Origin of the sequence: Pseudorhodobacter sp., assembly GCF_034675685.1 — a bacterium.
GTDB lineage: Bacteria > Pseudomonadota > Alphaproteobacteria > Rhodobacterales > Rhodobacteraceae > Pseudorhodobacter.
Map to the genome: position 1 here is coordinate 304,003 of NZ_JAUCDA010000002.1, position 23,676 is coordinate 327,678.

Genomic DNA, 23,676 nt, shown 5'->3' on the forward strand with positions numbered 1-23,676 from the left:
CAATCCTCGGGTCAGCCGTCGGGTGAAAATATCTCAATCAGTAAGTTTTCATTTCTAAGCCGATCCACAATATCCGGATTAATATGCCAGAATGATGTAGCCGGTGTTTCGTCTCCTAAAAATCGTCTCAGGCCGTATATCGACTCAAAGACATAGCATTTCACCTTGAATGGATAGGCTCCACGCCCAAACAGCATGTCGTTCAATAAGTCCTCACCCCTATAAAGCCTGTAACCTTGGTTGACTGCAAGCAAAGTCATTGGGGCATCGTCATCATCGCCGTGCAATTCTGGGCGTTCTGGTGTGTCGTGCATCACAGGCTCTCCAACAAAGCGGCGAGTTCGGCATCAATCGACTCGGGGTCGGCGGGCCCCGCAAGCGCGCCGAAACCGGCAAGCAGGGCGTCAAGATCATCAGGCCCAGCGTCAAAACCTGCCTCGGCGTCTGGCGTGGCGGCTTTCACCTCCATTGTCACATCCAGCGGACTGCTTTCGGGTGCAGCGCGGATCACGTGCGGGCCAGACCATGGGCCTGCAATCCTTGTGCCCGCGACTGACTGAAAAGACGCAAGCCGCACCACATCCCGCCCGCGCATAGAGACGACAGGCATAAAGCCCCGCCGGATCACGTCTTGCGTGCGGGCCTCGGTCAGGTTGCGTTCGGTGCAGGGCAAGGCCACCTGATCGCCATGCTGATCGGTCACGAAATGGAACGGAATATCATCCAGCGACATGACATCACCCAAAACCATCTTTTGCCCACCGTCTTTCCACGCCTGCGCCACCAAAATCGCCACCAATGCCACCGGATTGGCCCAGAGCAAGCCTTTCAGACCCTCACTTTGGGTAAACTCCTCAAAGGCAAAGGCGTCGATTGGCTCGGTTTTCTTGCCATAGGGCCGGCGCAGCATAAAACGGGGCGCGGCAAGCCCAAGGTAGGCGGCTTCGGGCAGCTTGCGCAGATTTTCCCATGCCAGCGCCGTCAGCGGGTGGCGATCTTCTATCGGCACATCCATGAAACCGGGGGTCATCGCGGTAAAAAATGGCGCCTGCACATGGGCGGCAATTTTGCCCAAGCGGCCTAAAAGATCGGCATGGGGCGGCGTTTCTTCAAAACCATACATACCGAACAGGGCCGAAAACCCGACGGTATCTTCGCTTTGCAAGGGGTCATTCAGCAGGCGAAACAGCCCCGACTGCGCCAGATCATCGACCGCAGCCAAATCTGCGGCAATCTCCTCGGCAGACACATCATAAAGGCTGATGCTCAGCTTTACATCGGTTTCAATGCGCCGGGCCAGCAAATCCAGCGTCCGCCATTGCGATTCCAGCGCCTGAAATTCGGGGTGATGCAACACAAGGCGCATCGCGGATGACATCGCTGTATCGACCGCAGCTTTCAGCGCCTCGGCCGCGGGATTCGGGCCGGGCACGATATGGGGGCCAACGATTTGGCCAAGCATCTCCTCAATCGGCGAAACCTGTGTAAGCCGCCCCGTGGTATCACCGATCAGCTTTTGAAAATCGGTCAGCCTTTTATCGGCAGGTACGGTTGAGGCCGCCGAACGGCCAGAAGTGGCTGCTACAGGCAAAGGAAAGCTATCATTCCAGCCCTGCATGTCTTTCAGCGCCGCAGCAGCCGTCGAGGGGTTTGACAGCCGTGCGCGCAAGCCCTTCAGCGCCTCGAAAAGTTCCAGATTTTCCACCAGCTCATCCGGGTGCAGGTCATCCACCCCCGCCAGTTTGACCGCGATCCCCTTGCCATCCGGCCCGATCGGCAGCACCAGCGTGGTGGCAAAGCCGTCGATCACCTCCTCCACGGTATCAACATCCAGCGCAATGGCGCGACGTTTCGCAAGCGTATCGCCAACCTCCATTTCACCGCGCGCGGCCCGGCCCGAAAAGTCACCGAAAATTGCCAGGCGAAAACGGGGCCTGTCCAAGGCCGCCGCGCTGGGTTGGGGTGCAGAAATTGTGCCAAAACCACTGGCATTGGCGGGTTGGCCCCTTGCCGGGGGCGCGCCATTCGGGGCCGGGGTCGCGGCGGCAGGCCCGCCCAGCAGTTCCTCCAACAACGACATCGCATCTTCCTCCGGCTCGGCCTGTGCTTTGGGGGTGGCGTCTGCGGGGGCGGCCAGCTCTGACCCCAGCAAAGAGTCCAGATCCGCCAGCGGATCAGACAAGGCGTCGGGCACAGCAAACTCTGCCATCAGGTCATCCAATGGGTCGGCGCCCGCCGCCATATCAGCCGCCTCAGATGGAGGTATAGTGCCCAAAAAATCATCCAAACCGGAAATCGGGTCTGGCCCTGGGGCATCCGCCGCGGCCCCCCCCACAGGCAAGTCAAAGGCCGGACTGTCCAATTCTGCGGCAACACAGGCTGTTTCACCGGCCTGCGGCCCAGAGTCTTGCCAAGAGGGCACGGCATCGGCCAGCAAAGCCGCCAAGGCATCATCTTCCAGCGGGTGAATCAAGCCGCCAAGGCCGGTTTTTGCCACCGCGATTTCAATGTCATCGACTGTCGGGGCCGCATCGGCCAGCAAATCCGCCAGCGGATCATCCGAAACCGCCACGGCTTTTGCCGGTCCTGCGGGGGCGGGGGCCGCGCGCCGCAAAGCATCCAATGCGGCGGCGGCTGCATCCGGCGCTTGGGGCACCATCGGGGCAGAGGCGCGCAGGGCATCAAAGGCCGTCCCGGCTTCTGACGCTGCATTGGCCGCGGCCTCTGCTGCCACTTGTTGCGCAAGGTCCGCCCGCACCCGCAACGCCTGCAGCGCAGTGCTTTGGTCCATCTTTGCGACAGAATCAGACGCCAGCGCCGACAGCAGACTTTGGTCTTGCAATAGGTTTTCAATCAGGTTTTCCGCGCCCGACTTGCCATCCATATAGGTCATCAGGTTTGACAATTGTGTCCGCGCATCCAGCAGCTTTTTCAGCGGCTCAACCTTGGCGGCGATCGCGGCGGGGCTGAAATCGTCCATAGATTCAAAGGTGACGTCAACGGCCATATTGCCCTCGCCCGTCAGGGTATTGGGCACCGTAAAGGCCGCGCGCGGCTTCATGCTTTTCATCCGGCTGTCAAAATTATCGACATCAATTTCCAGAAACTTGCGATCCGCAATCGCGGGTTGCGGGGCCTCGGATTTGCCCGCAAGATCGGACATGACGCCCATCACGAACGGCAGTTGCACCTTCTTTTCCGCGCCATAAAGTTCAACATCATATTCGATCTGAACCCTTGGGGCGCGATTTCTGGCAATGAATTTCTGTGAACTGGCCATTATGTCTTCCCTATCATCCCTCGGATTTCGGACCGCAGTTCCGCAATCTCTTTTTGCAGCGCGATAACATGGGCATCAACCTGATCGGTTTCAGACCGCACAAGATCCCGCAGCTTCTCAAACTCCTGCTCGGCATCGCTTTCCACCGCCGATTGCATGGTGTTCACCAGCAGGCCGATAAACAGGTTCAAAACCGAAAACGCGGTCATCACGATAAAGGGCACAAAAAAGGCCCAGGCAAGGGGAAAAACCTCCATCACCGGGCGCACAATACCCATTGACCAGCTTTCCAAGGTCATGATTTGAAAGAGAGAATAGAGCGATTCCCCCACCGTGCCGAACCATTCAGGAAAGACAGGGCCAAACATGATCGTGGCCATGACGGCAAAGACATAAAACACGATCGACAACATGATGACAACCGCGCCCATGCCCGGCAAGGCATCAAACAAAGCCTGCACCACATCGCGCATTTGCGGCACCGCCGACAGAATACGCAGCGCGCGGATCACCCGCAATGCCCGCAACGCCGACAGCCCGTTGCCCGACGGCAAAAGCCCAATCCCGACAACCAGAAAATCAAACACATTCCAGCCATCGCGGAAAAAGGACGTGCCGTAAGCCACCAGCTTTGTCAAAATCTCCAACACAAAAATCGCAAGGATCAACCGATCCAGAAACCAGATAAGGCCACCTGCCCGCTCCATCACCCAAGGCGAGGTTGACAGGCCCAAAAGCGCGGCGTTCACGATGACCAGCGCCATGATCGTGGTCCGCACAGCCGGGTGCTCTACCCAGCCGCGCAGCTTTTCCCGCGACCCATCGGGGGCCGGATCGCCGATCTTTGCCTGATCTGTCATGTCTCCCCCCAGCTTTGTTCGGTTCGCTTTTTACGTCACAGCTTTGGCAATGCTATCAGCGCTTGCAGGCACATGGTGCCCTTTCATCGTACCCAAGGCAGTCTTGCCGGCCTTGGGCCTCTTTCATCCTGCGCCCGAAATGGCATCTGCCCCACGCTTGTCTTCGACATTCCTTTATTCAGTGCCCATGCGCGCAGGTGTTCGGTCCATAGGGCGGTGGGCAGCGTGGTCGTGTTTTCATGTCATTCAAACGAATAGGTAAATTCACCATCGGCGGCGTCAATCGCGACCTTCCTTACCTCACCACCTGTCATCATCCGGCGCAGGAATTCTGCCGATATATCGGGCAGCATGGTGTTGGTGACGATAGCGTCGATCATGCGGCCACCGCTTTCCAATTCCTGACAGCGATCGACGATGGTTTGCACGACGGCCTGACTGTATTCAAACGGCACGCCATGCGCCGCCGTGACCCGCTTTTTGATGCGATTCAGTTGCAGCTTGGTAATTTCGCCAATCATATCAGGCGATAGCGGATAATAGGGGATGGTGACCAAGCGGCCCAGCAAGGCAGGCGGAAAGATTTTCAGCAAAGGGTCGCGCAGCGCCTTGGCCATTGCCTCGGGGTCTGGCATCAACTCGGGGTCGGCGCACAGATCCATGATCATTTCGGTGCCTGCGTTGGTCGTCAGCAAGATCAGGCAGTTCTTGAAATCAATCGAGCGGCCTTCGCCATCTTCCATCACCCCCTTGTCAAAGACCTGAAAGAAAATCTCATGCACGTCGGGGTGGGCCTTTTCGACCTCATCCAGCAACACCACGGAATAAGGCTTGCGCCGCACTGCTTCGGTCAGAACCCCACCTTCACCGTAACCGACATAGCCGGGGGGCGCACCTTTCAGGCTGCTGACGGTATGCGCCTCTTGGTATTCCGACATATTGATGGTGATGACGTTTTGCTCGCCGCCATAAAGCACCTCGGCCAGTGCCAGCGCGGTTTCGGTTTTGCCCACACCACTGGTGCCGGCCAGCATGAAAACCCCAATCGGTTTGGATGGGTTGTCAAGGCCTGCGCGGCTGGTTTGAATGCGCTTGGCGATCATCTTCATCGCGTGGTCCTGGCCGATCACCCGCTTGGCCAGATGGGTTTCAAGGTTCAGCACGGTTTCCAGCTCATCCTTGACCATGCGGCCAACGGGGATGCCAGTCCAATCACCGACAACAGTTGCCACCGCTTGCGCATCGACGATGGGCAAAATCAGCGGGCTGTCGCCTTGCATGGTGATCAGGTCCTGGTTCCTGGCTTTAAGCTGTGCGATCAGCGCCGCCCGCGCTTCTGGCCCCAATGGGCTGGCGGGGGCGTCTTTGGCCTCAACCGGGGCACCGCCCATCCGCAGCTCGGCACGGATGGCAAGGATGTCATCTACCACCGCTTTCTCGGCATCCCAACGGGCGGTCAGGCCGGTCAGGCGGGTTTCTTCCTCGGCCATGGCGAAACTGACGGCGGCGCGGCGGTCTTCGACATCATAGCCAGCGGTTTCATCACGGCCGATGATTTCCAACTCGGTTTCCAGCGCGGAAATGCGGCGGCGGCTGTCGTCCACCTCGGCGGGTACGGCAAATTGGCTGATTGCCACGCGGGCGCAGGCGGTATCCAGCACCGACACCGATTTATCCGGCAGTTGCCGCGCCGGGATGTAACGGGCCGAGAGATTTACAGCGGCCTCAATCCCTTCGTCCAAGACCTGCACCTTATGGTGCTTCTCCAGCATCGAGGCGATGCCGCGCATCATCATGATTGCCTTGGTAGGGCTGGGTTCATCGACCACCACGGTTTGAAAGCGCCGGGTCAGAGCCGGGTCTTTTTCGATATGCTTTTTATACTCGGCCCAGGTTGTGGCCCCGATGGTGCGCAACGTACCCCGCGCCAAGGCGGGTTTCAGCAGGTTGGCGGCATCGCCGGTGCCTGCCGCCCCCCCTGCCCCGACAAGGGTATGGGTTTCATCAATAAACATGATGATCGGCACGGTGCTGGCCTGGACCTCATCAATCACCGAGCGCAGGCGGTTTTCAAACTCGCCCTTCATACTGGCGCCCGCTTGCAGCAGCCCCACGTCCAGGCTCATCAATTTGGCGTCTTTCAGCGCTGGCGGCACATCACCCCGCGCGATGCGCAGCGCAAAGCCTTCAACAACGGCAGTTTTTCCTACCCCCGCCTCTCCTGTCAAAATCGGGTTGTTCTGGCGGCGCCGCATCAGCACGTCAACGACCTGACGGATTTCCTCATCCCGGCCCACAATCGGGTCAATCTTGCCGTCGCGGGCCTGCTGGGTCAGATCGGTGCAAAACTGGGCCAGCGCCTCTTCCTTGCCCATCTGGGCAGGTGCAATCGCGCCGGAATGTTCGCCCGGCGAGACGCCTCCGCCTATGTTTGAACCATCTTGCGCCCGCATGTTGCCTTCAGGAGAGCCATCAACAGCCGCGTCAAAATTATCGGCCAAATCATCGGCTTTGATTTTTCGAAACTCATCCGAGACGCCAAAAAGGATATTCTGCATATCCTTGGTTTTCAACATTCCCAGCACAATATGCCCCGTGCGCACCTGACCAGAGTTGTATTTAAGCGAGCCGTAAACCCAAGCCCGCTCTACCGCGTTCTCCAAGTGGCTTGACAGATCAGAAATGGCCGAGGCCCCGCGCGGCAAAGCATCCAACGCGCGGGTCATATCGCGGGCAAGGTTGGACGGGTCCAGCCTGTAGTGGGCAACGATGCGGTGCAGATCGCTGTCGGCCCCTTGCAAGATCTGGTGAAACCAATGCACGATTTCAACATAGGGATTGCCGCGCAATTTGCAAAAAACAGCGGCGCTTTCAATCGCCTGATAGCCCAATTTGTTCAGTTTGCCAAAAAGCGCAACGCGGCTGATATCGCTCATCTTCAAAACCCTTCCCTATCAAATCCTCAGGCTTTTGCCTGATTGTCATCGTGTTCGTTACCGACTATCCCGCGTTTGACCGCCTGCGCACCAAGCTTCCGGGGATAAGATACAGGTCATCGGCGTCGCTGTCGTCTGATCTGGTGCCGATCCAACTGGTATGGCCCAGCATCGTGGTTTTTCCCAACACTGCCTGCGGCACCTCATCGCTGCGCAACACAAGGTTGATATCCCAATCCAGCGTGTCACCGACATAATTGCGCACAATCGCCTCCAGCCGCGCCAATGAGGGCGAGCCGGGCATCATCCGTTCAAAATCAGCCAGGCTCAGCGGGCCAATGCGCAGCCGGAACTTGGCGGCATGTGACCAGACCTGGTTGCCGATAGAGGTGCCATGGCCAAGCCCGACGGGGCTGCCCAATTGCCAGCGATCACCCGGCTCCAACGCCAGCCACTGGCCGACAAATTGCTGCAAGGTGACGGGCGCACGCACAAACGCCGACATCATCGACACCAACCCCAGCGCATGCCTCGGGCCCGGCGTCAGATGGCCGACGAAATGGCGCTTGGCCATATCGGGCATGGCATCGCGGTTGTTGAAACCCTTTTCATAATGCCCCGAAAGGGCGGCCACCTTGCGGGCGAACGGGTCGCCATCGCGGCCCGCGCGGTTGCCTGTAAGCGAACGATCAAACGAAGGCGCGGGGTGGGCGTTGGCATAGGCACGGTAAAACAGGCCGAACAAGCGATGCGTCAGCATGTTGCCAAAGGCAAGGAAAGTCGGGTCGCGGTGGTTGCGCAGCCGGTCGCGGGCATATTCCGTCAGATGCAGCGGCAAGGGGCCATGCGGGCCAAACAGGCCAAAAAACCGGTTGATCAGCCGCCCCGGTTTGCCCTGCCCCGGTTTGTCCTGTGCAGGCGGCACCATGCGCGCGATGGTCGAGGGAGGAAAAGCCAGCTCTGCCTCTTGCTCCAGCCGGAAAGCTTCTTGCCGGGGGCGACTGCTTTCGCCCAAGCGCGGCAAATCGGGAAACTGCGCCTCAACAATGCGAAGCGCGCGAAAAATGTGATATTTTTCTGGCTGTTGAAGAAGCCGCGCGTAATGCGTCAGATGATCCTCGCCAGCCCCGTTTCCGGTTTCCATCTTGCAATTTCCCCCCGTTGCCGCGTGAACAGCACGGTTTCGGTAAAACTATTGATCGTAACATATCTGCGGAAAAACCGCTCCAGCACCGAGGCAAGCACATAGGCACTTGTCCCCTCAAAAAAGCTGTCGTCGAACCCCAGTTTCAATTCCAGCCCGCGCACGGCAGTTGACAAAACACCATCCGACATGCGGCGCACGATCGGGCGGCTTTCAATTGAAATCATACCCTCAATCTGCTTTTCCACGGTTTTATCGGCGGCGGGCGCATAGATGCCAACCAACTCGCGCAGGGCCTTTATGCCGCCACCGTTGTCTGTATCGGCAATGGACAGGTAATTCAGGCTTAGATGGCTGATCAAGCGCCACGCGGTATCCCCCTGCCCCAGACTCGGGCGCGGACGCGTGGGCGAAACGGGGGTGGTCACATGGGCCACCGGGCCGCCATCGGGCAGATGAAATATATCCGCCCCCCCCGTAGACAAGAGCAGCGGCAAATCGCGGTTGGTACAGGTGGCCTGCACCGATAACTGCCCCAGATCGACAGGATAGGGCGCTTGCTGCGGGTCAACCAAGGTCAAATAAAGCTCTGATCCCAGGTAAGACGTGCGCACACCCTTCAGCCGCTCTTTCTCGCTGCGCTGCCGCATCCGGCGAAACTGGGTGTAATAGGACGGGTGCATATCGCCCGCTGCCGTGAAATCATCCGAGGAATAGAAGGCGCGAAACTCGACATCCTTATCCCCTTTTTCGGAAATTCCGTGCACCGATTTCACAGAATAAATCTCAAAGTCCAGGGGCGCGGTGCGGTCGGGGACAATATGATGTTCAACATCTGCCGTGGTCAGCAGCACCCGGTCACAGCGCTTTTCAAACAGGTTCACGGCGGGGGTGGCATGCAGGGTAAACGCCTCTGGTGTGACCGACGCAGCCAGATCAGGCATGCCATCACGCAGCATGATGTAAATATCAACCTCGGTGCCCTTTGCCTTTTTCAACGCAGGCGACAGGCCCGACAGATCCACAAAATGGAACCGCTCGGGCATGCCGAAATACTCTTGCAGCAGGCGGTAGCCATCAAAAGACCGTTGCTGCGTGGGCAACAGCGCCTCTTTCATGTCAAAGCCGCGCGGGGTGACCTTGGCCCCCGCCAAATCCAGTACCCAATCGGCCCGGCGGTCGGTAGAGCGGGCCGCCATTCCGGTAACCTGGGTGCACAGCAATTCATGCAAATCCCAGTTACGGCCGATCTTGTTGTTCAAAAACAGCGTTAATTTATCCAGCGAAAGGCCCGAAATCGGTTCAACCCCACGCCGACGCAGACGCAGCCGAATACCTGCCCTCGCCTCTACCTCGCGCGAAATGCCTGCCGCGACCAACTCACCGCGCCCCTCCAGATATTCGGCCTCGACAATATCAATCGGCCACAGCGTGACATCCTGTGAGGTGGTGAAAACACAGGCGGTCTGATCGCCCTCGCCCAAAGCCGAGCGCAATTGTGTGCCGCGTGCCAAAGTATAGCCATCGGCCATCGCGGCATTGGCGGGGTCGGGATCAAAGGCCGCAACCATCATCGAAGGGGTAGGGGCCAGATAATGCGGATAGACTATTTCAAGCAGATGCCGGGTAAACGCCGGGAATTGCAGCTCCATTTCCAACTGCACACGGGCCGACAGAAACGCCACACCTTCCAGCAGACGTTCAACATAAGGGTCAAGCACCTCGGCGCTTTCCATCCCCAACCGCGCGGCGATCTTGGGGTACGCCTCGGCAAATTCCCCGCCCATCTCGCGCAGATAAGACAGCTCATTTTCATAATGTCGTAAAAGCCGGGTATCCATCAGCGCTTCCGTACCGAGGCCACGCCGGGGCCCGGACGCTCCAATTTCAATTCACCCGTTGTGATATCAACTTCTGATCGCAGATACAGCTCCATCGGCAGGGGGTGCGCCCACATATCGGCAGCGATATCAAAGGTAACCAGAGTTTGGCCCCTGGATTCAGTATCGCGCAAGATCACATCCAAAGATCCCGGAATGATGCGCGGTTCAAACTTTTCTATCGCCCTGTGGATCGAGGTTCGGATTTTTGTCGCCCGCGCGGCTGTCGAAAACTCACCCGCAACCTCTTGCACGCCATAGGTCAGCACCGAATTGGTGACATTGGGATAGCGGTCAGGATCAACGAGAGAGCTGTTGTCAAAAGTGTTCAGCAACCAGACCAGATCCCGCTGAATGATCTCGCGCAGGCGGCGCAGATCAATCACCCGGCTGTCGCGGGTTTCCTTGGGGTTGGTCGGGTCATCATCGGTCAACCGATCAAGCAGCGAGGGCTGGAGCCGTTCGGTTAACGCATGTTCGACCATCAGCTGACCTCATCGGGTTGGGTCAGGATCAGGCTGCGCAGGTCCATCAAGGCCGTATCGCCCGCATCCGTGGCAAGCAGGCGCTGACCACGGCCCAAAAAGGTATCCGCCCCGATGTCGATCCAATTGGTTTCACGCGCCAATTTTTCAGCCGCGCTGCCATGGTCAGCGGTTCCGGCATAGCGCGTCGGAATCAGCGCCACGATGTCGCCGCCGTTGCGCAGTGTCAGCTTTACCGGCGTCCAGACACAATCGCGCAAATCGGCAGGGGCCTCGGCGGTAATGCTGCCGATCTGATTGAACGGCAGCCAGAAATAGCGCCCGTTTACAACCACTTCCAACACCGGGCCAAGCCGCATGTCGGCATCTGCCACCCATTCAAACGGGGCATCATTCAGCGTGCCGGCAACGGCAGGTGCCGCCTCGAACGCCCGCGCCCGCAAGGCCGCAGCATCAGCAATGCGGCCCGCAGCCTGTACCTTGAGCGCCTCAATCAACAGGGCAACCCATTCTTGCGGCTCACCAAATACCAACGGATCTTTTTCGCCCGAAAACACCTTTTCGCGGTAAACCTCGCAGATGATGCCCTCACGGTAGGTTTGCGCCATTGGCGTCGCCAATGCATCCAGTTCCGCCGAAACCTTTAGCTGAGTGATCGCGCGTTTCCAATCACCCATCACCGACAAAAGCTGGAACAGGAAAACCCGCAGCTTTGGGTCGGCGGCATTGGCCCTGATCCGGGCTTGCAGGGCGACGAGTGCCGCCTCGGGGTTGCCCTGACGGATCAGATCTTCGGCGCTTACTGCCTTGCCTGATTGTTCCTTGCCGCTGTCCATCAAAATTCCTTTCATGCTTGCCCAATATCACGCCGGGTTCGGCCCGGCACAATACCTGACAAGCCCAGCCATGGACCCCATGCCAGCAAAAAAAGCGATCCGGCCCCAAAACAGGGCCGGACCGGTGCGCCCGATTAGACCGTAAGCGAAGCGTTGTTCTTGACGCGGCTCCAACGGGTAACCTTGTCTTTTTCCATCTGGCCCTTGACGCTCTGTTGCTTGTAGGTGATTTCGATGGCACCGAATTGAAAGATAACCGTTTCTTCCGGTGTGTCATCGCCATCCGACCCGGACCAACTGATGTCTTGCACCATGACCAGACGGAACTCGAACCGCATAAACACGCCGCCAGTCACGCTTGTCGATTCACCCGACCGGCGCAATTCAACGGTCATGTCCTGATAGTGTTTACCGGTCACAAGCCCATGAAACAGGCCGGCAGAAGCCGAGTCGGTTTTCTTGGTGATCGTGAACTCTTTGAATGTTGCCTTGCCGGCACCACCGCCAGAGCTGAGCGAGCCGATATTGATATTGTTTTCTGCGCCAATCTCAAAGGACAAAATCTCGAACGCGCCCTTCTTGGAATAGGCTTCATCCTGGGTTTCGCCCGGAATACCGCCAATATCTACGGTTTCCGAGCTATGTGTTTTCGAAAAAAGAAATGCGTCAAAAGACATCTGCAGTCTCCATTTACTGAGTTGACCGGCTGACGGCCTTTCCGTAACCGGTACGAATTCCTTGCGGAACCCGCTGATAAAACGGCATCCTAAGATGCCTCGTTAAGGATGGCTTGCGGAAAATACCCGACTTAACCACCGTTCAATGACGCCCTGTCCCTCAGGGCGCTTGGCATTACCCCTTTTCAGAAGGCAATTTTGACGTAAGCCGCAATGAGACCGAAAGGCCCTCAAGCTGATAATGCGGACGTAGGAAGAATTTGGAGGTGTAGTAACCTGGGTTTCCCTCAACCTCCTCGATAACGACTTCGGCTGCGGCCAGCGGTCTGCGCGCCTTTTCATCCTCGGGTGATGATGCCGATGCAAAATCAACATATTGGTTGATCCAGTCCTGCAGCCACGCTTGCATATCTTCCCGGCTTTTGTACGACCCGATTTTGTCCCGCACAATACATTTCAGATAATGCGCAAAGCGGCAGGTAGCGAAAAGATAGGGCAAACGCGCCGCAAGATTGGCGTTGGCGGTTGCATCTGCATCATCATATTCGGCGGGCTGGTGCAGCGATTGCGCCCCGATAAACGCAGCAAGATCCGAATTTTTACGGTGAATCAACGGCATCATGCCATTGCGTGCCAACTCGGCCTCGCGGCGGTCAGAAATGGCGATTTCGGTTGGGCATTTCTGGTCGACGCCGCCATCATCCGACGGGAAAGTATGCGAGGGCAGGTTTTCAACCGCGCCGCCCGACTCAATCCCCCTGATCCGCGAGCACCAGCCATAGGCCTTGAACGAGCGGTTGATATTCACAGCCATGCCGTAAGCCGCATTGACCCAAGCGTATTTCTCCGAATCCGCGCCTTCGGTATCCTCTTCAAAGGCAAAGGCATCCACTGGGTCGGTTTTAGCACCATAGGGCAAACGGCCCAAAAAGCGCGGCATCGCGAGGCCAACGTATTTACTATCCTCGGATTCGCGCAATGACCGCCAGGATGCATATTCCGGCGTCTGGAAAATCTTGGTCAGATCGCGTGGATTGGCAAGCTCTGACCAGCTATCCATCTGGAAAAGCGTCGGTTTCGCCCCTGTGATCAGCGGCGAATGGGCCGCCGCGGCGATCTTGGACATTTCGGCCAGCAACTCTACGTCAGGTGGGGAATGATCAAAATGGTAATCGGCAACCAATGTGCCATATGGCTCGCCCCCAAACTGCCCGAACTCTTCCTCATAGATCTTTTTGAAGATCGGCGATTGATCCCAAGCCGTGCCTTTGAACTTTTTCAGCGTCTTGCCCATATCCTTTTTGGAAATGTTCAAGACGCGGATTTTCAGCATCTCGTCGGTTTCAGAGTTGTTCACCAAATAATGCAGCCCGCGCCATGCGCTTTCCAACTGCTGAAAATCGGCGTGGTGAATGATCAGATTGACCTGCTCTGTCAGCTTCTTGTCAATCTCGGCGATAATACCCTCAATGGTCCGCAGCGCGTCATCCGACACCAAGGCAGTATTGCTAAGCGCCTGTTCGGCAAGGGTTTTAACCGCTTGCTCTACTGCTGTTTTGGCCTGGTCCGATTTCGGACGAAACTCTTTTTGCAGCAAATTGGCGAATTCCGAAGAGCCGAATGCTTCTTGTGTCGCACCGCCCGATGATTGTAGCTCTGTTTCGGCCATGTCTTACCCCTTGTCTTTCTCGGCTGCATCGCCCTTGGGCGCAGGTTGTGCCGCCAATGCCGAAAGCAAAGCCGGGTCCTGGATAACGGTGGCAATCAGGTTTTCCGCGCCCGACTTGCCATCCATATAGGTCATCAGGTTTGACAATTGTGTCCGCGCATCCAGCAGCTTTTTCAACGGCTCAACCTTGGCGGCGATCGCGGCGGGGCTGAAATCGTCCATAGATTCAAAGGTGATGTCAACGGCCATATTGCCCTCGCCCGTCAGGGTATTGGGCACCGTAAAGGCCGCGCGCGGCTTCATGCTTTTCATCCGGCTGTCAAAATTATCGACATCAATTTCCAGAAACTTGCGATCTGCAATCGCGGGTTGCGGGGCCTCGGATTTGCCCGCAAGATCAGACATGACGCCCATCACGAACGGCAGTTGCACCTTCTTTTCCGCGCCATAAAGTTCAACATCATATTCGATCTGAACCCTTGGGGCGCGATTTCTGGCAATGAATTTCTGTGAACTGGCCATTTTTGGGCTCCCTGAATTTTAGAAGTATGTCTTGTAGCATGCAGCCAAGACGGGCCTTTGGTCAATAATCGTCCTCATCCGACAGCCCTCCGATTGTTTTGACATTGGGATATCCCCCCGAGGCCATATCTTTGACAATTGTAATAAAATCCGCACCGACAAGACGTTTTGCCCGCTCAAGCAGCATCGGCACCGGGCTGGAAGGTTCGGCCTTGGCGTAATAGGAAATCAGCCGATCCAACGTATTTCGCACATCTTGTGGCCCATTGATGGCACCCCCACCAGCATTAGATGCAGGTCGCGCGGCCGTCTCGCTGGCGGCGGCTTCGCCCGGATCATCTGTTTCGCCCTCGGCGACCGCATCAGCCCCAATGCCAACATCTGAAAAATGACGAAGGGCTTGCTTCAATAATTTCTCCAAAGGACCAAGATCTGGCCCCTGCCCCGGTATCTGTTCGTCAAAAACGACGCCAATCGCTTTCACATCAGCCAAGGCGCTGGCAATTGATTCCCTGACGACCAGCAATTTATCCGGGTCCGTATCCTGAAACGCGGCGGAAATCGTGCCTGTGTCGGGAATGGTTTCCATGCCTGCCGGCGGTGCCATCTCTTCTGCTGCGATTGCAAAATCGCGCAAACTGATCCGGCCAAAGGCCCGGCTTTCGGTCAGCGGGGCCAAGCGCACGGCGCGTAAAATCGTGTCACCATCAACCAGTGATGAAACGGCATTGACCCGCATCGTGGGGTCATTGTCGTCATCGGCATCAAGCTGCGGGTGGCAGCTGTCCCACCACATTTCCAGGCATCCGCGAATATAGCCGGTAGACTCTGCAAGCCCTTGAAAACCATTAACTCTTATCAAGGAATGTGCAAGAAGTACCGCCGCGCGAAGATCATGGCTGCGGCTCAGGACATCGGCGGCGTGAATGAAAACCTCATCATGGTCAGGGTCTTCGGCTGCAATGATGCTGTCACCGACCTGACGTTCCTCGCCGGGTTGTGCAGCAAGCTCCAGCGATATGAACGCGGTGTCATATTCAAGGTTTTCACCACTGGGTTCAGCATCGCCGTGGCTGGTGAGAAAAGCAGACAGGTCCATTAAAAGCTCTCAAAGTTCTTCATGTTCAAAAATATACAGGCGGCATGTCGCGCAAAGGTTAGCAGAACAAACCTTTCAAGCCAGCGTTTTCTGACGACAATCTGAATCCGCATCAAAAAACTTCGTAGACTTTCACCATTCGGCTGAAAGGGGGAAATACCGGTCGTGGAATTTGGCCCCTGCCCAGGGGCTGAATTCAATTTCGTTCCCCTTGGGCGATACAAAAAAATCATCACTTTCGATCCAGGCTTGACCGAATCTGATATTTCGCGTCTGCTTGCGGCAGTTTTTATGACTGTTTTTTCCCCCGGAGGGGACAATGAGCGAATTTAAAACCGAGGGTGCCGAGCTGAAAAAGCTCGTCAAACTGGCGCGCAACAAAGCGCTTTCCTTTGCGTTCTGCCCCGCGACCGATGCTGATGCCCTATTTTCCCTGCACCGCCGCAAAAAGCCCGCTATCTTGGGCAAAATACTGCGCAAGGAATCAGAGCAGACCAAGGTCGCGTTTGGCACAGTTACGGCTGAGGGCAAAACCCTGACCTTGGCTTGTGAAAAGCTCGTACCAGGGCTTGCAAAAAAGCTGAAGAAATACTTCCGCTTGCAGAAGCTGTCCCTGAAGGTGACGGTTCTGGATGCGGGCGGGCAAGAGGTGGCGGGCTAAAAGCCGCGGCACCCCAGCCCGAAAGCGGCCGCCATAACCTTGCGCCCGCGACTTGATGATTTGTGACGATCACCGACAGCGCCTCTGCTATCTTTGGGCCAGCGCATGTGGAAAAACTCTCTGGCGCGAATGATCCGCCCAAAGGCGAAACGCCATAGGCCAGCAAAAATGTTGCAGATGGTTTTCAAAATCGCTTTGGGGAACCAAAGCCGTGATGGTTATGTTATGCAAGATCGAACTTTGAAAGAATGCCCCATGATCCGCACGACATTTTTTGCAACCGCCCTTTGCCTTTTTGCCCCTGTCTTACATGCCGAAGTGGTCGGCAAGGTCGGGGTGGATTGGTTCGGCAATGATATCATCATCGAAAGCATCAACGACCCAAAGGTGCAGGGTGTAACCTGCCATCTGGCCTATTTTGAACGCGGTATCATCGACAGGCTGCAACAGGGAAACTGGTTTGAAGACCCCTCGAACTCTTCCATCGCCTGCACACAAACCGGGCCGATCGCCATGGGTGACATCAAGCGCGGCAAAGGCGGCGAAGAGGTGTTTCGTGAAAGCCAGTCGATCATTCTGAAGTCAATTCGCGTGACGCGGGTTTATGATGAGAAAGCCCAAACTCTGATCTATCTGGCGCATGGCAGCGAGGTCAGCAAAGGGTCGGCGAAAACCTCTATTTCCGCGATTCCGCTGTATCAGGCCAAGTGATCACAGATCAAAGCTGGCGAAGACCGGGGCATGATCGCTGGGCTGTTGCCAGCCGCGCACATCGCGCAAGATACGGCTGGAATGGCCCGCTGTCGCGATATCGCCGGTGGCCCAGATATGATCGAGCCGGCGGCCTTTGTCGGCGGCATCCCAATCTTTGGCGCGATACGACCACCAGCTATACAGCAAACCTTCGGGAATATCGGCGCGGGTAATATCGGCCCAATCACCAGCCTCCATCACCTGGTTGAAATGCTCTACCTCGATCGGGGTATGGCTGACGATTTTCAGCAAGGCCTTGTGGCTCCAGACATCATCCTCACGCGGGGCGATGTTCAAATCACCGACCAGAATGGAGCGGGACGGCTTTTCCCAACGGAACCAATCCCGCAACTCGGTCAGATAATCCAGCTTTTGGCCGAATTTTTCGTTCTGTTCGCGGTCAGGAATATCGCCGCCTGCAGGCACATAGCAATTATGGATGGTCACCCCATTTTCCAGCCGCGCCGCAACATGGCGCGCATGGCCAAGCCCGGCAAAATCCTTGTCGCCCGCATCCATGATCGGCAGCTTGGACAAGATCGCCACACCATTATAGCCCTTTTGCCCCCGCGCCACCATGTAGCGATAGCCAAGCGCTTGAAACTGCTCCAGCGGAATGTTTTCTACCGGGCTTTTGCATTCCTGCAAACACAGCACGTCTGGCGCCTCATCTGCCATCAGCCGGGCAACCAACCCTTCGCGCAGACGGACAGAGTTGATGTTCCAGGTGGCAAGGGTGAAAGACATTGGCGGCTCCTGTGCAGGCGTAGCAATACCCTAGTGCCGGGCGACCAAAGCCTCAACCCCTTGGTGCACGCAGCGCCGGTTGTAAAAAAGCCGGTTGTAAAAAAGACCGGGCGCAGCACCCGCTGCAACCCGGCCCAGTACAACAGGGAGGAAACCCCAGTTAAGCCCAAAAAGGTTAACCAAGCTTGCTCGGAAATGGAATTTCATGCGTTAGCCAAAAAAAGACCGGGCACAAGGCCCGGCCAAGGTCCAACAGGGAGGATGCCGCGCCATAACCCCGACGCGACAAGGGGAACCAATGATTCAACCTTACGCTACAATTTCGCAATAATCATCGGGTAGCTGACGATTCTAGCCGTTGTATGGCAGTCAGGCAACAAGTCGGTATCCGCCCGACTCGGTTACCAGCAAACGCGCGTTTGATGGATCAGGCTCTATCTTTTGGCGCAGACGGTAAATATGTGTCTCTAACGTGTGGGTCGTAACCCCTGCATTATACCCCCACACCTCATGCAGCAGCACATCCCGCGCCACCACCGCCGACGACGCACGATACAGAAACTTGAGGATATTTGTTTCTTTTTCCGTCAAACGGATCTTTTTTTCCTTGTCATCCAGCAGCATTTTTTGCGCGGGTTTGAAAGTATATGGCCCAAGCTGGAACACGGCATCTTCAGATTGCTCATGCTGGCGCAACTGCGCCCGAATTCGGGCCAACAGCACAGGAAACTTGAACGGCTTGGTGATGTAATCATTGGCGCCAGCGTCAAGGCCCAGAATAGTATCGGCATCGGTATCATGCCCGGTCAGCATCAGAATCGGGCTTTTCACCCCCACCTTGCGCATCCGGCGACACAATTCGCGCCCATCGGTATCAGGCAGACCGACATCAAGAATCACAAGATCGTACAAGGCCTCTTTGGCCTTTTCCATGCCCTCGGCACCTGTGGCGGCCTCGAAAACGTCGAAATCTTCGGTCATGACCAACTGCTCGCTCAACGCTTCGCGCAGGTCATCATCATCATCCACCAAAAGAATTTTGCGCAATTGTGCCATTGTCGTTCTCCTCTTCACTGTGATTGAGATGCGCCCGAAGCACGGTTTCGACAAGATATGCGTCAAACTTCTCACGCGGACGTGTGCGCTATGGGCTTTATGTTTCAATTTCCCCGCGCTGCGGTTACATCACTTGCAGGATATGAGGGGGCAAGCATGGCCTTGGGTCTGTCGATAGTTGAAAAATTGACCCGCGCACGCGGCGATTTGCGCATGGGCGTGCCGGTGTTGCTGCGCAACGGCGATCAAGCGGCGCTGGTAATCGCAGTCGAGGCGCTGACGCTTGACAGGCTGACCGCCTTGCGCAGCCTTGGGCCGTTGGAACTGGCACTGACCGCGCGGCGGGCTGAAACGCTGAAAACCCCGGCCTATGACGGCGATCTGCTGCGCATATCCGTACCGCCCGAGGCCGATCTGGCGTGGCTGCGTGCTTTGGCCGACCCGGCCGATGATCTGCGCTTTCCGATGAAGGGCCCGCTGCGCTGCCTGCGCGACGGCCCCGCCGACCTGCACCGCGCCGCGATCCTTCTGGCAAAATCAGCACCGCTTTTGCCTGCGATTCTTGCCGTGCCTGTCGCACCGACCCTGGCCGGCACCGAGGCGCTGACCCAGTTGTTCCTGCCGGCAATCCTGCCCGAGCTTGGCCGCGCCTCGCCCCTGCATCCGGTCAGCGCGGCCCGCTTGCCGATGGCTGCGGCGGGCGCGGGGCGTGTGCATGTGCTGCGCCCCGAAGATGGTGGGCCAGAACATTACGCGATAGAGGTCGGTCGCCCGGACCGGGCTGCCCCCGTTCTGGCCCGCCTGCATTCGGCCTGCTTTACCGGCGATGTGCTGAACAGCCTGAAATGTGATTGCGGCCCGCAACTTCACGCCGCCCTTACCCAGATGGGGGCCGAGGGGGCAGGCGTTTTGCTATATCTCAACCAAGAGGGGCGCGGGATCGGGCTGGCCAACAAGCTGCGCGCCTATTCCTTGCAAGACCAGGGTTTTGACACTGTCGAGGCCAACCACCGGCTTGGCTTTGAAGATGATGAACGGGATTTTCGCCTTGGCGCGGCCATTTTGCGCAGTCTGGGGTTTTCATCAATCCGCTTGCTGACCAACAATCCTGCCAAGATCAGGATAATGGAGGCGATGGGAATTACCGTTGCCGAACGCGTCCCGCTGCGTGTTGGACAGACCAATCAAAACGCATCCTATCTGGCGACCAAGGCCGCCAAATCGGGGCATCTGCTATGAGCGTGCATGATATTGTTGTATCCCCCGGCGGCGCACGGTTTGCGGGGCGCAAATTTGCCTGCACCATCGGGCGCGGCGGTGTGACAACCGACAAGCGCGAAGGTGACATGGCCACGCCTGTAGGCACGCATCGCATTCTGGGCATGTTCTATCGGCCTGACCGTCTGCGCGGCGCCCGCTTGCCGCGTTGGGCCCAGCCGATCGGTTTGCGTGATCTTTGGTCGGATGATGTTGCAGACCCTGACTATAACCACCTTGTCCGTGCGCCCCATCCCTTCAGCCACGAAACCATGCGCCGCGCAGACCCGTTGTATGATCTGGTGCTGATGACCGATTGGAACTGGCCCGACGCGGTGCAAGGCCGCGGATCGGCCATTTTTCTGCATCGCTGGCGGCGGGTCGGATACCCGACGGCGGGCTGCGTGGCCTTTGCCCCCGCCGATCTGCTTTGGATCGCGGCGCGGCTCAGGCTGGGCGCGCGGTTGGTGGTGGCCCCCTCTATCGGCCCAAGGCCGCGTCAGCCATAGTCCCGCGCGCCGAAAATGGCCGAACCGACGCGGATATGCGTGGCCCCTGCCGCAATCGCGGCCTCAAAATCACTGCTCATCCCCATCGAAAGGCCGTCAAGGCCGTTGCGGGCAGCGATGGCGGCCAAGGCTTTGAAATGCGGGGTGCTATCTTCATTTTCGGGGGGAATACACATCAGGCCGCGAATCGGCAGGGCAAGCTGGCGGGCTTCGGTGATGAAATCATCGGCCTCGGCGGGCAGAACACCGGCTTTTTGCGGCTCTTCGCCAATGTTGATCTGGATAAAAATATCGGGGCTGGCACCGCGTTGCTGGGCCAGCGCGGCAAGTTTCCTGGCCAAGGACGGGCGATCAAGCGTATGGATCGCGTCAAACAGCGCGACCGCTGGTTTGGCTTTGTTGGTTTGCAGCGGGCCGATCATGTGAACCTGAACCGGGCCGAATTCGGCGCGCAGATCGGGCCATTTTCCAGCCGCTTCCTGAACGTAATTTTCACCGAAAATCATCTGCCCTTCGGATAGAACAGCGCGGAGCCGATCAAGCGGCTGAACTTTTGAAACGGCGATCAGGGTCACGCTGGAAGGCGCGCGGCCTGCGGCGGTGCAGGCAGACATCAGACGGGATTTTATAGCTGAGAGAGACATTTCAGGCGGCCTTTTTGGGTGCGCGGTGACTGTTGGCACCAAATCACAGGTTGACCGCGTCAGTCTATCAGGCTTTGCGTGGCCATCAGGCTTTGCGTGGCGCTGTCAACGGCTTTACCAACGCGCAGGCTGTGGTTTCCGCTGGCTATAAACACTTGCGCCCGTGGCGCATTGCCACGAAATACCGCGTCAGTGCCCGTGCCGGTTTGATCAAGATCGACGATCGCGCCAAATTCCATGCCGCCATCCGTGACCCTGCTAAACCGCGCCGTGATACGGGTGCCCGCGGCGGCATTGGTTTTTCCGTTGACATGGCTAAGGCCCATTTTGGCCTCACCCGTCAGGGCGATCTGGGCGGTTGCAAGATTTGGGGCAAAGCCCAGGGATGCAGCAAAAGCCAGCACATATGCCCTGATTTTCATCGCCATCTCCTTTGTTTGAAAGCGCTTGCAAGACCCAAGGTCTGGCGCGGCGGATCAGCCCAAGATGGTACGGCGCGGCGAATTTGGCAAGCCAAAGACGCAATGGGTGGGGATATGCCGGCTTTGCCGCCCCAAAATCGCTAGGAAACCTGCGCTGGCGGTAAAAAGAAAAGAGCGGGCACAAGGCCCGCTCTTTCCCTAAGACCAATCCGGTTGGATCAGAACTTGAAGGTCACGCCGAAGTCTGCGCGTGTTTCTTTGGTTTTTGCACCAACGCGTGCTGCAGCACCCGACAGGTTCTCGTCGCCAACCGACTCAACCCGTGCGATACCGCCGGAGACGGAAGCACCGCCACCCAGGTCGTATGCAGCGCCAACACCGAACGACTGCTGCTTAAGAGCAATACCCATGGTGTTCGCATCAAACTTGGCTTTGCCGTAACCCATCGAAAGGGTCAAAGCGTCCATGGTGTAAGAAGCGTTGAAGCCGTAAGCCTGAGCGTCTGTCTTCACGCCAGCGCCGTCTTTCAGACGTGCGTCGGAGTACAGTGCCGAAACTTTGATGGCGTCAAATGTAGCACCACCGAATACGGACACAACGCTAGCAGCACGAAGGCCTGCAAACTCGTGGTCACCATAGCCCAAGCCAACATAGCCTGTGCCGAAGTTGTACTTAACGCCAGCAGCATAGCTGTCGTTGGTTGCAGTGTGGCTAGTTGCCAGCTTGCCGGACAGCGAGAAAGTTACCGGGCCAGTCGAGTAGGTGTAGTTTACGTTGTGACCGATACCCATACCCATGATGTCGCCCAGTTCGTCGCCAACCAGCGCTTCTGCAACGTCATCAACGTCCAAGCCATCCCAACCGATGTCGGACAGGCCAGCAACTTCGTCAGCTTCTGCAACAGCACCGAAGGACAGCTTGCCGAATGCACCCGACATGTAAACAGTTGTGTCGTCGTTGTCGACCGAACCGCCATTGTTGGTTACGATGTGGTTGGTGTTGAAACCAAACTGCAGGCCACCATCGGATTCGCCCGAGCCGTTAAACTCGATGTTTACTTTGTTCAGCAAACGTGTCTTTTCAACGCCTTCGCTGTTGTAGACCAAACCAGCGATTGCCTTACCCGATACCGAGACTTCAGCGTGTGCGATGCCAGCGGTTGCGACAAGTGCGGATGTCGCGATCAAAATCTTTTTCATGTTTTCCCTCGTGTTTTTTCAAAGGTGCTGCCCAACTCAAGGAAATTCGAACTGGGTATGCACTTCTAATCCACCGTTACGCCCACGATTGCAACGAAGACTGGGGCAGCAATGTGGAAAGACGTCATGTGTGGTGCGTCAATGTCACAGTGCACCGCCCGGCAGGCGGGTTTATCGGATAAAAGCGGCCCCCGCGCGGGGAATTGCAGGGCCGGGCAATGCCCAAGGCGGCGGCGCACCCCAAGGCGGGCCTTTGTTGGGGCGCCCTATGGGCATGCAAACGGGTGATGCGCGGGTGATTCCGTGCTTAATATCCAGTCTACACCCTATATAAGGCCAAAACTTGGCCAGTAATGCGTGCAATGCCTTGAAAGCCCTTGTTCCACGGGGGGCGCTAAGTTAGACACTCCTAGTTAAGAGCCGGGAGACCCGTATGAGCCTGCATCCTTTCCTTCGCGCTGCCATGTTTGGGGCCGCGGTATTTTCATTGACCGCCTGCGGCGGAAGCATGGGCCGCATGTTTGGCGGCCCGTCAGATGTTGAGTTGGTGCGCGCAGCCGCGCAGCGCAACAATGACGCAGAATATGAAATGCGCGCGCAGCAAGACGATCTGGTCCGTACCGGCGTAAGGGATAACGGGTCGTCATTCTGGGATCTGTTCAACAAATCCGACGATCCGAACACCAAGGTTGAGGTGAACAAGTATATCTGGAACGCCTCGCTGGATATTCTCAGCTTTTTGCCGGTTGAGACAGTGGACCCGTTCACTGGGGTTATCGTGACCGGATACGGCGTGCCGCCGGGTGGCGGGCAGGCGTATCGCGCAACAATTTACGTTCAAGACCCGGCATTGGATGCGCGCAGCCTGAAGCTGTCGTTGCAAACGCGGGGCGGCGCCTCGGTTAGCCGTGACACGCAGCGCGCGGTTGAGGATGCGATTCTGACCCGGGCGCGGCAGTTGCGGATTCGCGACAGCAAGCTGTAAGGGCGCGGCCACGGTCGGATTCAGGTATTTTTGCCAAGACGAAACTCATCGGGTC

22 protein-coding genes and 1 pseudogene are annotated in these 23,676 nt (G+C 57.3%); 5 read left to right on the plus strand and 18 right to left on the minus strand.

The window, feature by feature from the left end; translation table 11 throughout:
* Positions 1 to 11: 11 nt before the first annotated feature.
* The 13 genes and pseudogenes from VDP61_RS01545 to tssA all read right to left on the minus strand — a co-directional run bounded on the left by VDP61_RS01545 (position 12) and on the right by tssA (position 15,388).
* Positions 12 to 314: a hypothetical protein gene (locus tag VDP61_RS01545; RefSeq protein ID WP_323005173.1), complete on the minus strand. Its 303-nt coding sequence runs from the start codon at positions 312 to 314 to the stop codon at positions 12 to 14.
* The gene (locus VDP61_RS01550) at positions 314 to 2,791 is read right to left on the minus strand and encodes a type VI secretion system contractile sheath domain-containing protein (protein WP_323005472.1); all 2,478 of its coding nucleotides are present in this window, start codon (positions 2,789 to 2,791) and stop codon (positions 314 to 316) included. Before VDP61_RS01550 ends, VDP61_RS01545 begins: the two co-directional genes overlap by 1 nt.
* Positions 2,792 to 2,806: 15 nt before the next feature.
* Positions 2,807 to 3,283 (minus strand): annotated as a pseudogene (gene tssB, locus VDP61_RS01555) (type VI secretion system contractile sheath small subunit); the annotation flags it as partial.
* Positions 3,280 to 4,140 carry an ion transporter gene (locus VDP61_RS01560; RefSeq protein WP_323005174.1) on the minus strand — a complete coding sequence of 287 codons (861 nt, stop codon included), beginning with the start codon at positions 4,138 to 4,140 and terminating at the stop codon, positions 3,280 to 3,282. The gene VDP61_RS01560 and the pseudogene tssB (VDP61_RS01555), both read right to left, overlap by 4 nt.
* Positions 4,141 to 4,382: 242 nt before the next feature.
* Positions 4,383 to 7,076, minus strand: a complete 2,694-nt coding sequence (tssH, locus tag VDP61_RS01565; RefSeq protein ID WP_323005175.1) for a type VI secretion system ATPase TssH — start codon at positions 7,074 to 7,076, stop codon at positions 4,383 to 4,385.
* A gap of 64 nt (positions 7,077 to 7,140) precedes the next feature.
* Entirely contained in the window at positions 7,141 to 8,220 is a 1,080-nt protein-coding gene (gene tssG, locus VDP61_RS01570; protein WP_323005176.1) for a type VI secretion system baseplate subunit TssG, read from the minus strand.
* The gene (tssF, locus tag VDP61_RS01575; RefSeq protein ID WP_323005177.1) at positions 8,184 to 10,061 is read right to left on the minus strand and encodes a type VI secretion system baseplate subunit TssF; all 1,878 of its coding nucleotides are present in this window, start codon (positions 10,059 to 10,061) and stop codon (positions 8,184 to 8,186) included. Before tssF ends, tssG begins: the two co-directional genes overlap by 37 nt.
* Positions 10,061 to 10,585, minus strand: a complete 525-nt coding sequence (tssE, locus tag VDP61_RS01580; RefSeq protein ID WP_323005178.1) for a type VI secretion system baseplate subunit TssE — start codon at positions 10,583 to 10,585, stop codon at positions 10,061 to 10,063. The genes tssF and tssE overlap by 1 nt, the downstream gene beginning before the upstream one ends.
* Complete coding sequence (locus VDP61_RS01585; RefSeq protein WP_323005179.1) at positions 10,585 to 11,421, minus strand: type VI secretion system accessory protein TagJ; 837 nt, start codon at positions 11,419 to 11,421, stop codon at positions 10,585 to 10,587. Before VDP61_RS01585 ends, tssE begins: the two co-directional genes overlap by 1 nt.
* Before the next feature lie 134 nt (positions 11,422 to 11,555).
* Complete coding sequence (locus tag VDP61_RS01590) at positions 11,556 to 12,098, minus strand: type VI secretion system tube protein Hcp (protein WP_323005180.1); 543 nt, start codon at positions 12,096 to 12,098, stop codon at positions 11,556 to 11,558.
* A 175-nt stretch (positions 12,099 to 12,273) separates the two neighbouring features.
* Positions 12,274 to 13,767 (minus strand): type VI secretion system contractile sheath large subunit, encoded by a 1,494-nt coding sequence (tssC, locus tag VDP61_RS01595; protein WP_323005181.1) that lies wholly within the window; start codon positions 13,765 to 13,767, stop codon positions 12,274 to 12,276.
* 3 nt (positions 13,768 to 13,770) lie between these two features.
* A complete protein-coding gene (gene tssB / locus VDP61_RS01600) occupies positions 13,771 to 14,289 on the minus strand; it encodes a type VI secretion system contractile sheath small subunit (RefSeq protein ID WP_323005182.1) in 519 nt (172 codons plus the stop codon).
* Positions 14,290 to 14,350: 61 nt separating this feature from the next.
* Positions 14,351 to 15,388 carry a type VI secretion system protein TssA gene (gene tssA / locus VDP61_RS01605; RefSeq protein ID WP_323005183.1) on the minus strand — a complete coding sequence of 346 codons (1,038 nt, stop codon included), beginning with the start codon at positions 15,386 to 15,388 and terminating at the stop codon, positions 14,351 to 14,353.
* A 319-nt stretch (positions 15,389 to 15,707) separates the two neighbouring features.
* On the opposite strand from tssA, the gene VDP61_RS01610 reads away from it, so the two are divergent.
* Positions 15,708 to 16,049: a hypothetical protein gene (locus VDP61_RS01610; protein ID WP_323005184.1), complete on the plus strand. Its 342-nt coding sequence runs from the start codon at positions 15,708 to 15,710 to the stop codon at positions 16,047 to 16,049.
* A 255-nt stretch (positions 16,050 to 16,304) separates the two neighbouring features.
* Positions 16,305 to 16,760 (plus strand): CreA family protein, encoded by a 456-nt coding sequence (locus VDP61_RS01615; protein ID WP_323005185.1) that lies wholly within the window; start codon positions 16,305 to 16,307, stop codon positions 16,758 to 16,760.
* Here the strand turns inward: VDP61_RS01615 and VDP61_RS01620 are convergent, their stop codons facing one another.
* Positions 16,761 to 17,549 (minus strand): exodeoxyribonuclease III, encoded by a 789-nt coding sequence (locus tag VDP61_RS01620; RefSeq protein ID WP_323005186.1) that lies wholly within the window; start codon positions 17,547 to 17,549, stop codon positions 16,761 to 16,763. It lies immediately after the preceding gene.
* A gap of 369 nt (positions 17,550 to 17,918) precedes the next feature.
* On the minus strand, positions 17,919 to 18,605 hold the full coding sequence (locus VDP61_RS01625) for a response regulator transcription factor (protein ID WP_323005187.1): 687 nt from the start codon (positions 18,603 to 18,605) through the stop codon (positions 17,919 to 17,921).
* A gap of 156 nt (positions 18,606 to 18,761) precedes the next feature.
* On the opposite strand from VDP61_RS01625, the gene ribA reads away from it, so the two are divergent.
* Both ribA and VDP61_RS01635 read left to right on the plus strand, forming a co-directional pair.
* On the plus strand, positions 18,762 to 19,844 hold the full coding sequence (gene ribA, locus VDP61_RS01630; protein ID WP_323005188.1) for a GTP cyclohydrolase II: 1,083 nt from the start codon (positions 18,762 to 18,764) through the stop codon (positions 19,842 to 19,844).
* Complete coding sequence (locus VDP61_RS01635; RefSeq protein ID WP_323005189.1) at positions 19,841 to 20,371, plus strand: L,D-transpeptidase family protein; 531 nt, start codon at positions 19,841 to 19,843, stop codon at positions 20,369 to 20,371. The genes ribA and VDP61_RS01635 overlap by 4 nt, the downstream gene beginning before the upstream one ends.
* On the opposite strand, the gene VDP61_RS01640 is transcribed toward VDP61_RS01635, so the two are convergent.
* The 3 genes from VDP61_RS01640 to VDP61_RS01650 all read right to left on the minus strand — a co-directional run bounded on the left by VDP61_RS01640 (position 20,362) and on the right by VDP61_RS01650 (position 22,636).
* Positions 20,362 to 21,015, minus strand: a complete 654-nt coding sequence (locus VDP61_RS01640) for a YggS family pyridoxal phosphate-dependent enzyme (protein WP_323005190.1) — start codon at positions 21,013 to 21,015, stop codon at positions 20,362 to 20,364. The genes VDP61_RS01635 and VDP61_RS01640 overlap by 10 nt on opposite strands.
* Positions 21,016 to 21,074: 59 nt before the next feature.
* The gene (locus tag VDP61_RS01645) at positions 21,075 to 21,437 is read right to left on the minus strand and encodes a porin (protein WP_323005191.1); all 363 of its coding nucleotides are present in this window, start codon (positions 21,435 to 21,437) and stop codon (positions 21,075 to 21,077) included.
* Positions 21,438 to 21,655: 218 nt separating this feature from the next.
* Complete coding sequence (locus tag VDP61_RS01650; RefSeq protein ID WP_323005192.1) at positions 21,656 to 22,636, minus strand: porin; 981 nt, start codon at positions 22,634 to 22,636, stop codon at positions 21,656 to 21,658.
* Positions 22,637 to 23,069: 433 nt separating this feature from the next.
* Between VDP61_RS01650 and VDP61_RS01655 the strand changes: the two genes are divergently transcribed.
* A complete protein-coding gene (locus VDP61_RS01655; protein ID WP_323005193.1) occupies positions 23,070 to 23,621 on the plus strand; it encodes a DUF3576 domain-containing protein in 552 nt (183 codons plus the stop codon).
* Positions 23,622 to 23,676 lie beyond the last annotated feature (55 nt).

Excerpts from the sequence above, each read along its gene's own strand:
- VDP61_RS01545 (WP_323005173.1), bottom strand. The coding sequence starts at position 314 with ATGCACGACACACCAGAACGCCCAGAATTGCACGGCGATGATGACGAT.
- VDP61_RS01550 (WP_323005472.1), bottom strand. The coding sequence starts at position 2,791 with ATGGACCAAAGCACTGCGCTGCAGGCGTTGCGGGTGCGGGCGGACCTT.
- VDP61_RS01560 (WP_323005174.1), bottom strand. The coding sequence starts at position 4,140 with ATGACAGATCAGGCAAAGATCGGCGATCCGGCCCCCGATGGGTCGCGG.
- tssH (WP_323005175.1), bottom strand. The coding sequence starts at position 7,076 with ATGAGCGATATCAGCCGCGTTGCGCTTTTTGGCAAACTGAACAAATTG.
- tssG (WP_323005176.1), bottom strand. The coding sequence starts at position 8,220 with ATGGAAACCGGAAACGGGGCTGGCGAGGATCATCTGACGCATTACGCG.
- tssF (WP_323005177.1), bottom strand. The coding sequence starts at position 10,061 with ATGGATACCCGGCTTTTACGACATTATGAAAATGAGCTGTCTTATCTG.
- tssE (WP_323005178.1), bottom strand. The coding sequence starts at position 10,585 with ATGGTCGAACATGCGTTAACCGAACGGCTCCAGCCCTCGCTGCTTGAT.
- VDP61_RS01585 (WP_323005179.1), bottom strand. The coding sequence starts at position 11,421 with ATGGACAGCGGCAAGGAACAATCAGGCAAGGCAGTAAGCGCCGAAGAT.
- VDP61_RS01590 (WP_323005180.1), bottom strand. The coding sequence starts at position 12,098 with ATGTCTTTTGACGCATTTCTTTTTTCGAAAACACATAGCTCGGAAACC.
- tssC (WP_323005181.1), bottom strand. The coding sequence starts at position 13,767 with ATGGCCGAAACAGAGCTACAATCATCGGGCGGTGCGACACAAGAAGCA.
- tssB (WP_323005182.1), bottom strand. The coding sequence starts at position 14,289 with ATGGCCAGTTCACAGAAATTCATTGCCAGAAATCGCGCCCCAAGGGTT.
- tssA (WP_323005183.1), bottom strand. The coding sequence starts at position 15,388 with ATGGACCTGTCTGCTTTTCTCACCAGCCACGGCGATGCTGAACCCAGT.
- VDP61_RS01610 (WP_323005184.1), top strand. The coding sequence starts at position 15,708 with ATGAGCGAATTTAAAACCGAGGGTGCCGAGCTGAAAAAGCTCGTCAAA.
- VDP61_RS01615 (WP_323005185.1), top strand. The coding sequence starts at position 16,305 with ATGATCCGCACGACATTTTTTGCAACCGCCCTTTGCCTTTTTGCCCCT.
- VDP61_RS01620 (WP_323005186.1), bottom strand. The coding sequence starts at position 17,549 with ATGTCTTTCACCCTTGCCACCTGGAACATCAACTCTGTCCGTCTGCGC.
- VDP61_RS01625 (WP_323005187.1), bottom strand. The coding sequence starts at position 18,605 with ATGGCACAATTGCGCAAAATTCTTTTGGTGGATGATGATGATGACCTG.
- ribA (WP_323005188.1), top strand. The coding sequence starts at position 18,762 with ATGGCCTTGGGTCTGTCGATAGTTGAAAAATTGACCCGCGCACGCGGC.
- VDP61_RS01635 (WP_323005189.1), top strand. The coding sequence starts at position 19,841 with ATGAGCGTGCATGATATTGTTGTATCCCCCGGCGGCGCACGGTTTGCG.
- VDP61_RS01640 (WP_323005190.1), bottom strand. The coding sequence starts at position 21,015 with ATGTCTCTCTCAGCTATAAAATCCCGTCTGATGTCTGCCTGCACCGCC.
- VDP61_RS01645 (WP_323005191.1), bottom strand. The coding sequence starts at position 21,437 with ATGAAAATCAGGGCATATGTGCTGGCTTTTGCTGCATCCCTGGGCTTT.
- VDP61_RS01650 (WP_323005192.1), bottom strand. The coding sequence starts at position 22,636 with ATGAAAAAGATTTTGATCGCGACATCCGCACTTGTCGCAACCGCTGGC.
- VDP61_RS01655 (WP_323005193.1), top strand. The coding sequence starts at position 23,070 with ATGAGCCTGCATCCTTTCCTTCGCGCTGCCATGTTTGGGGCCGCGGTA.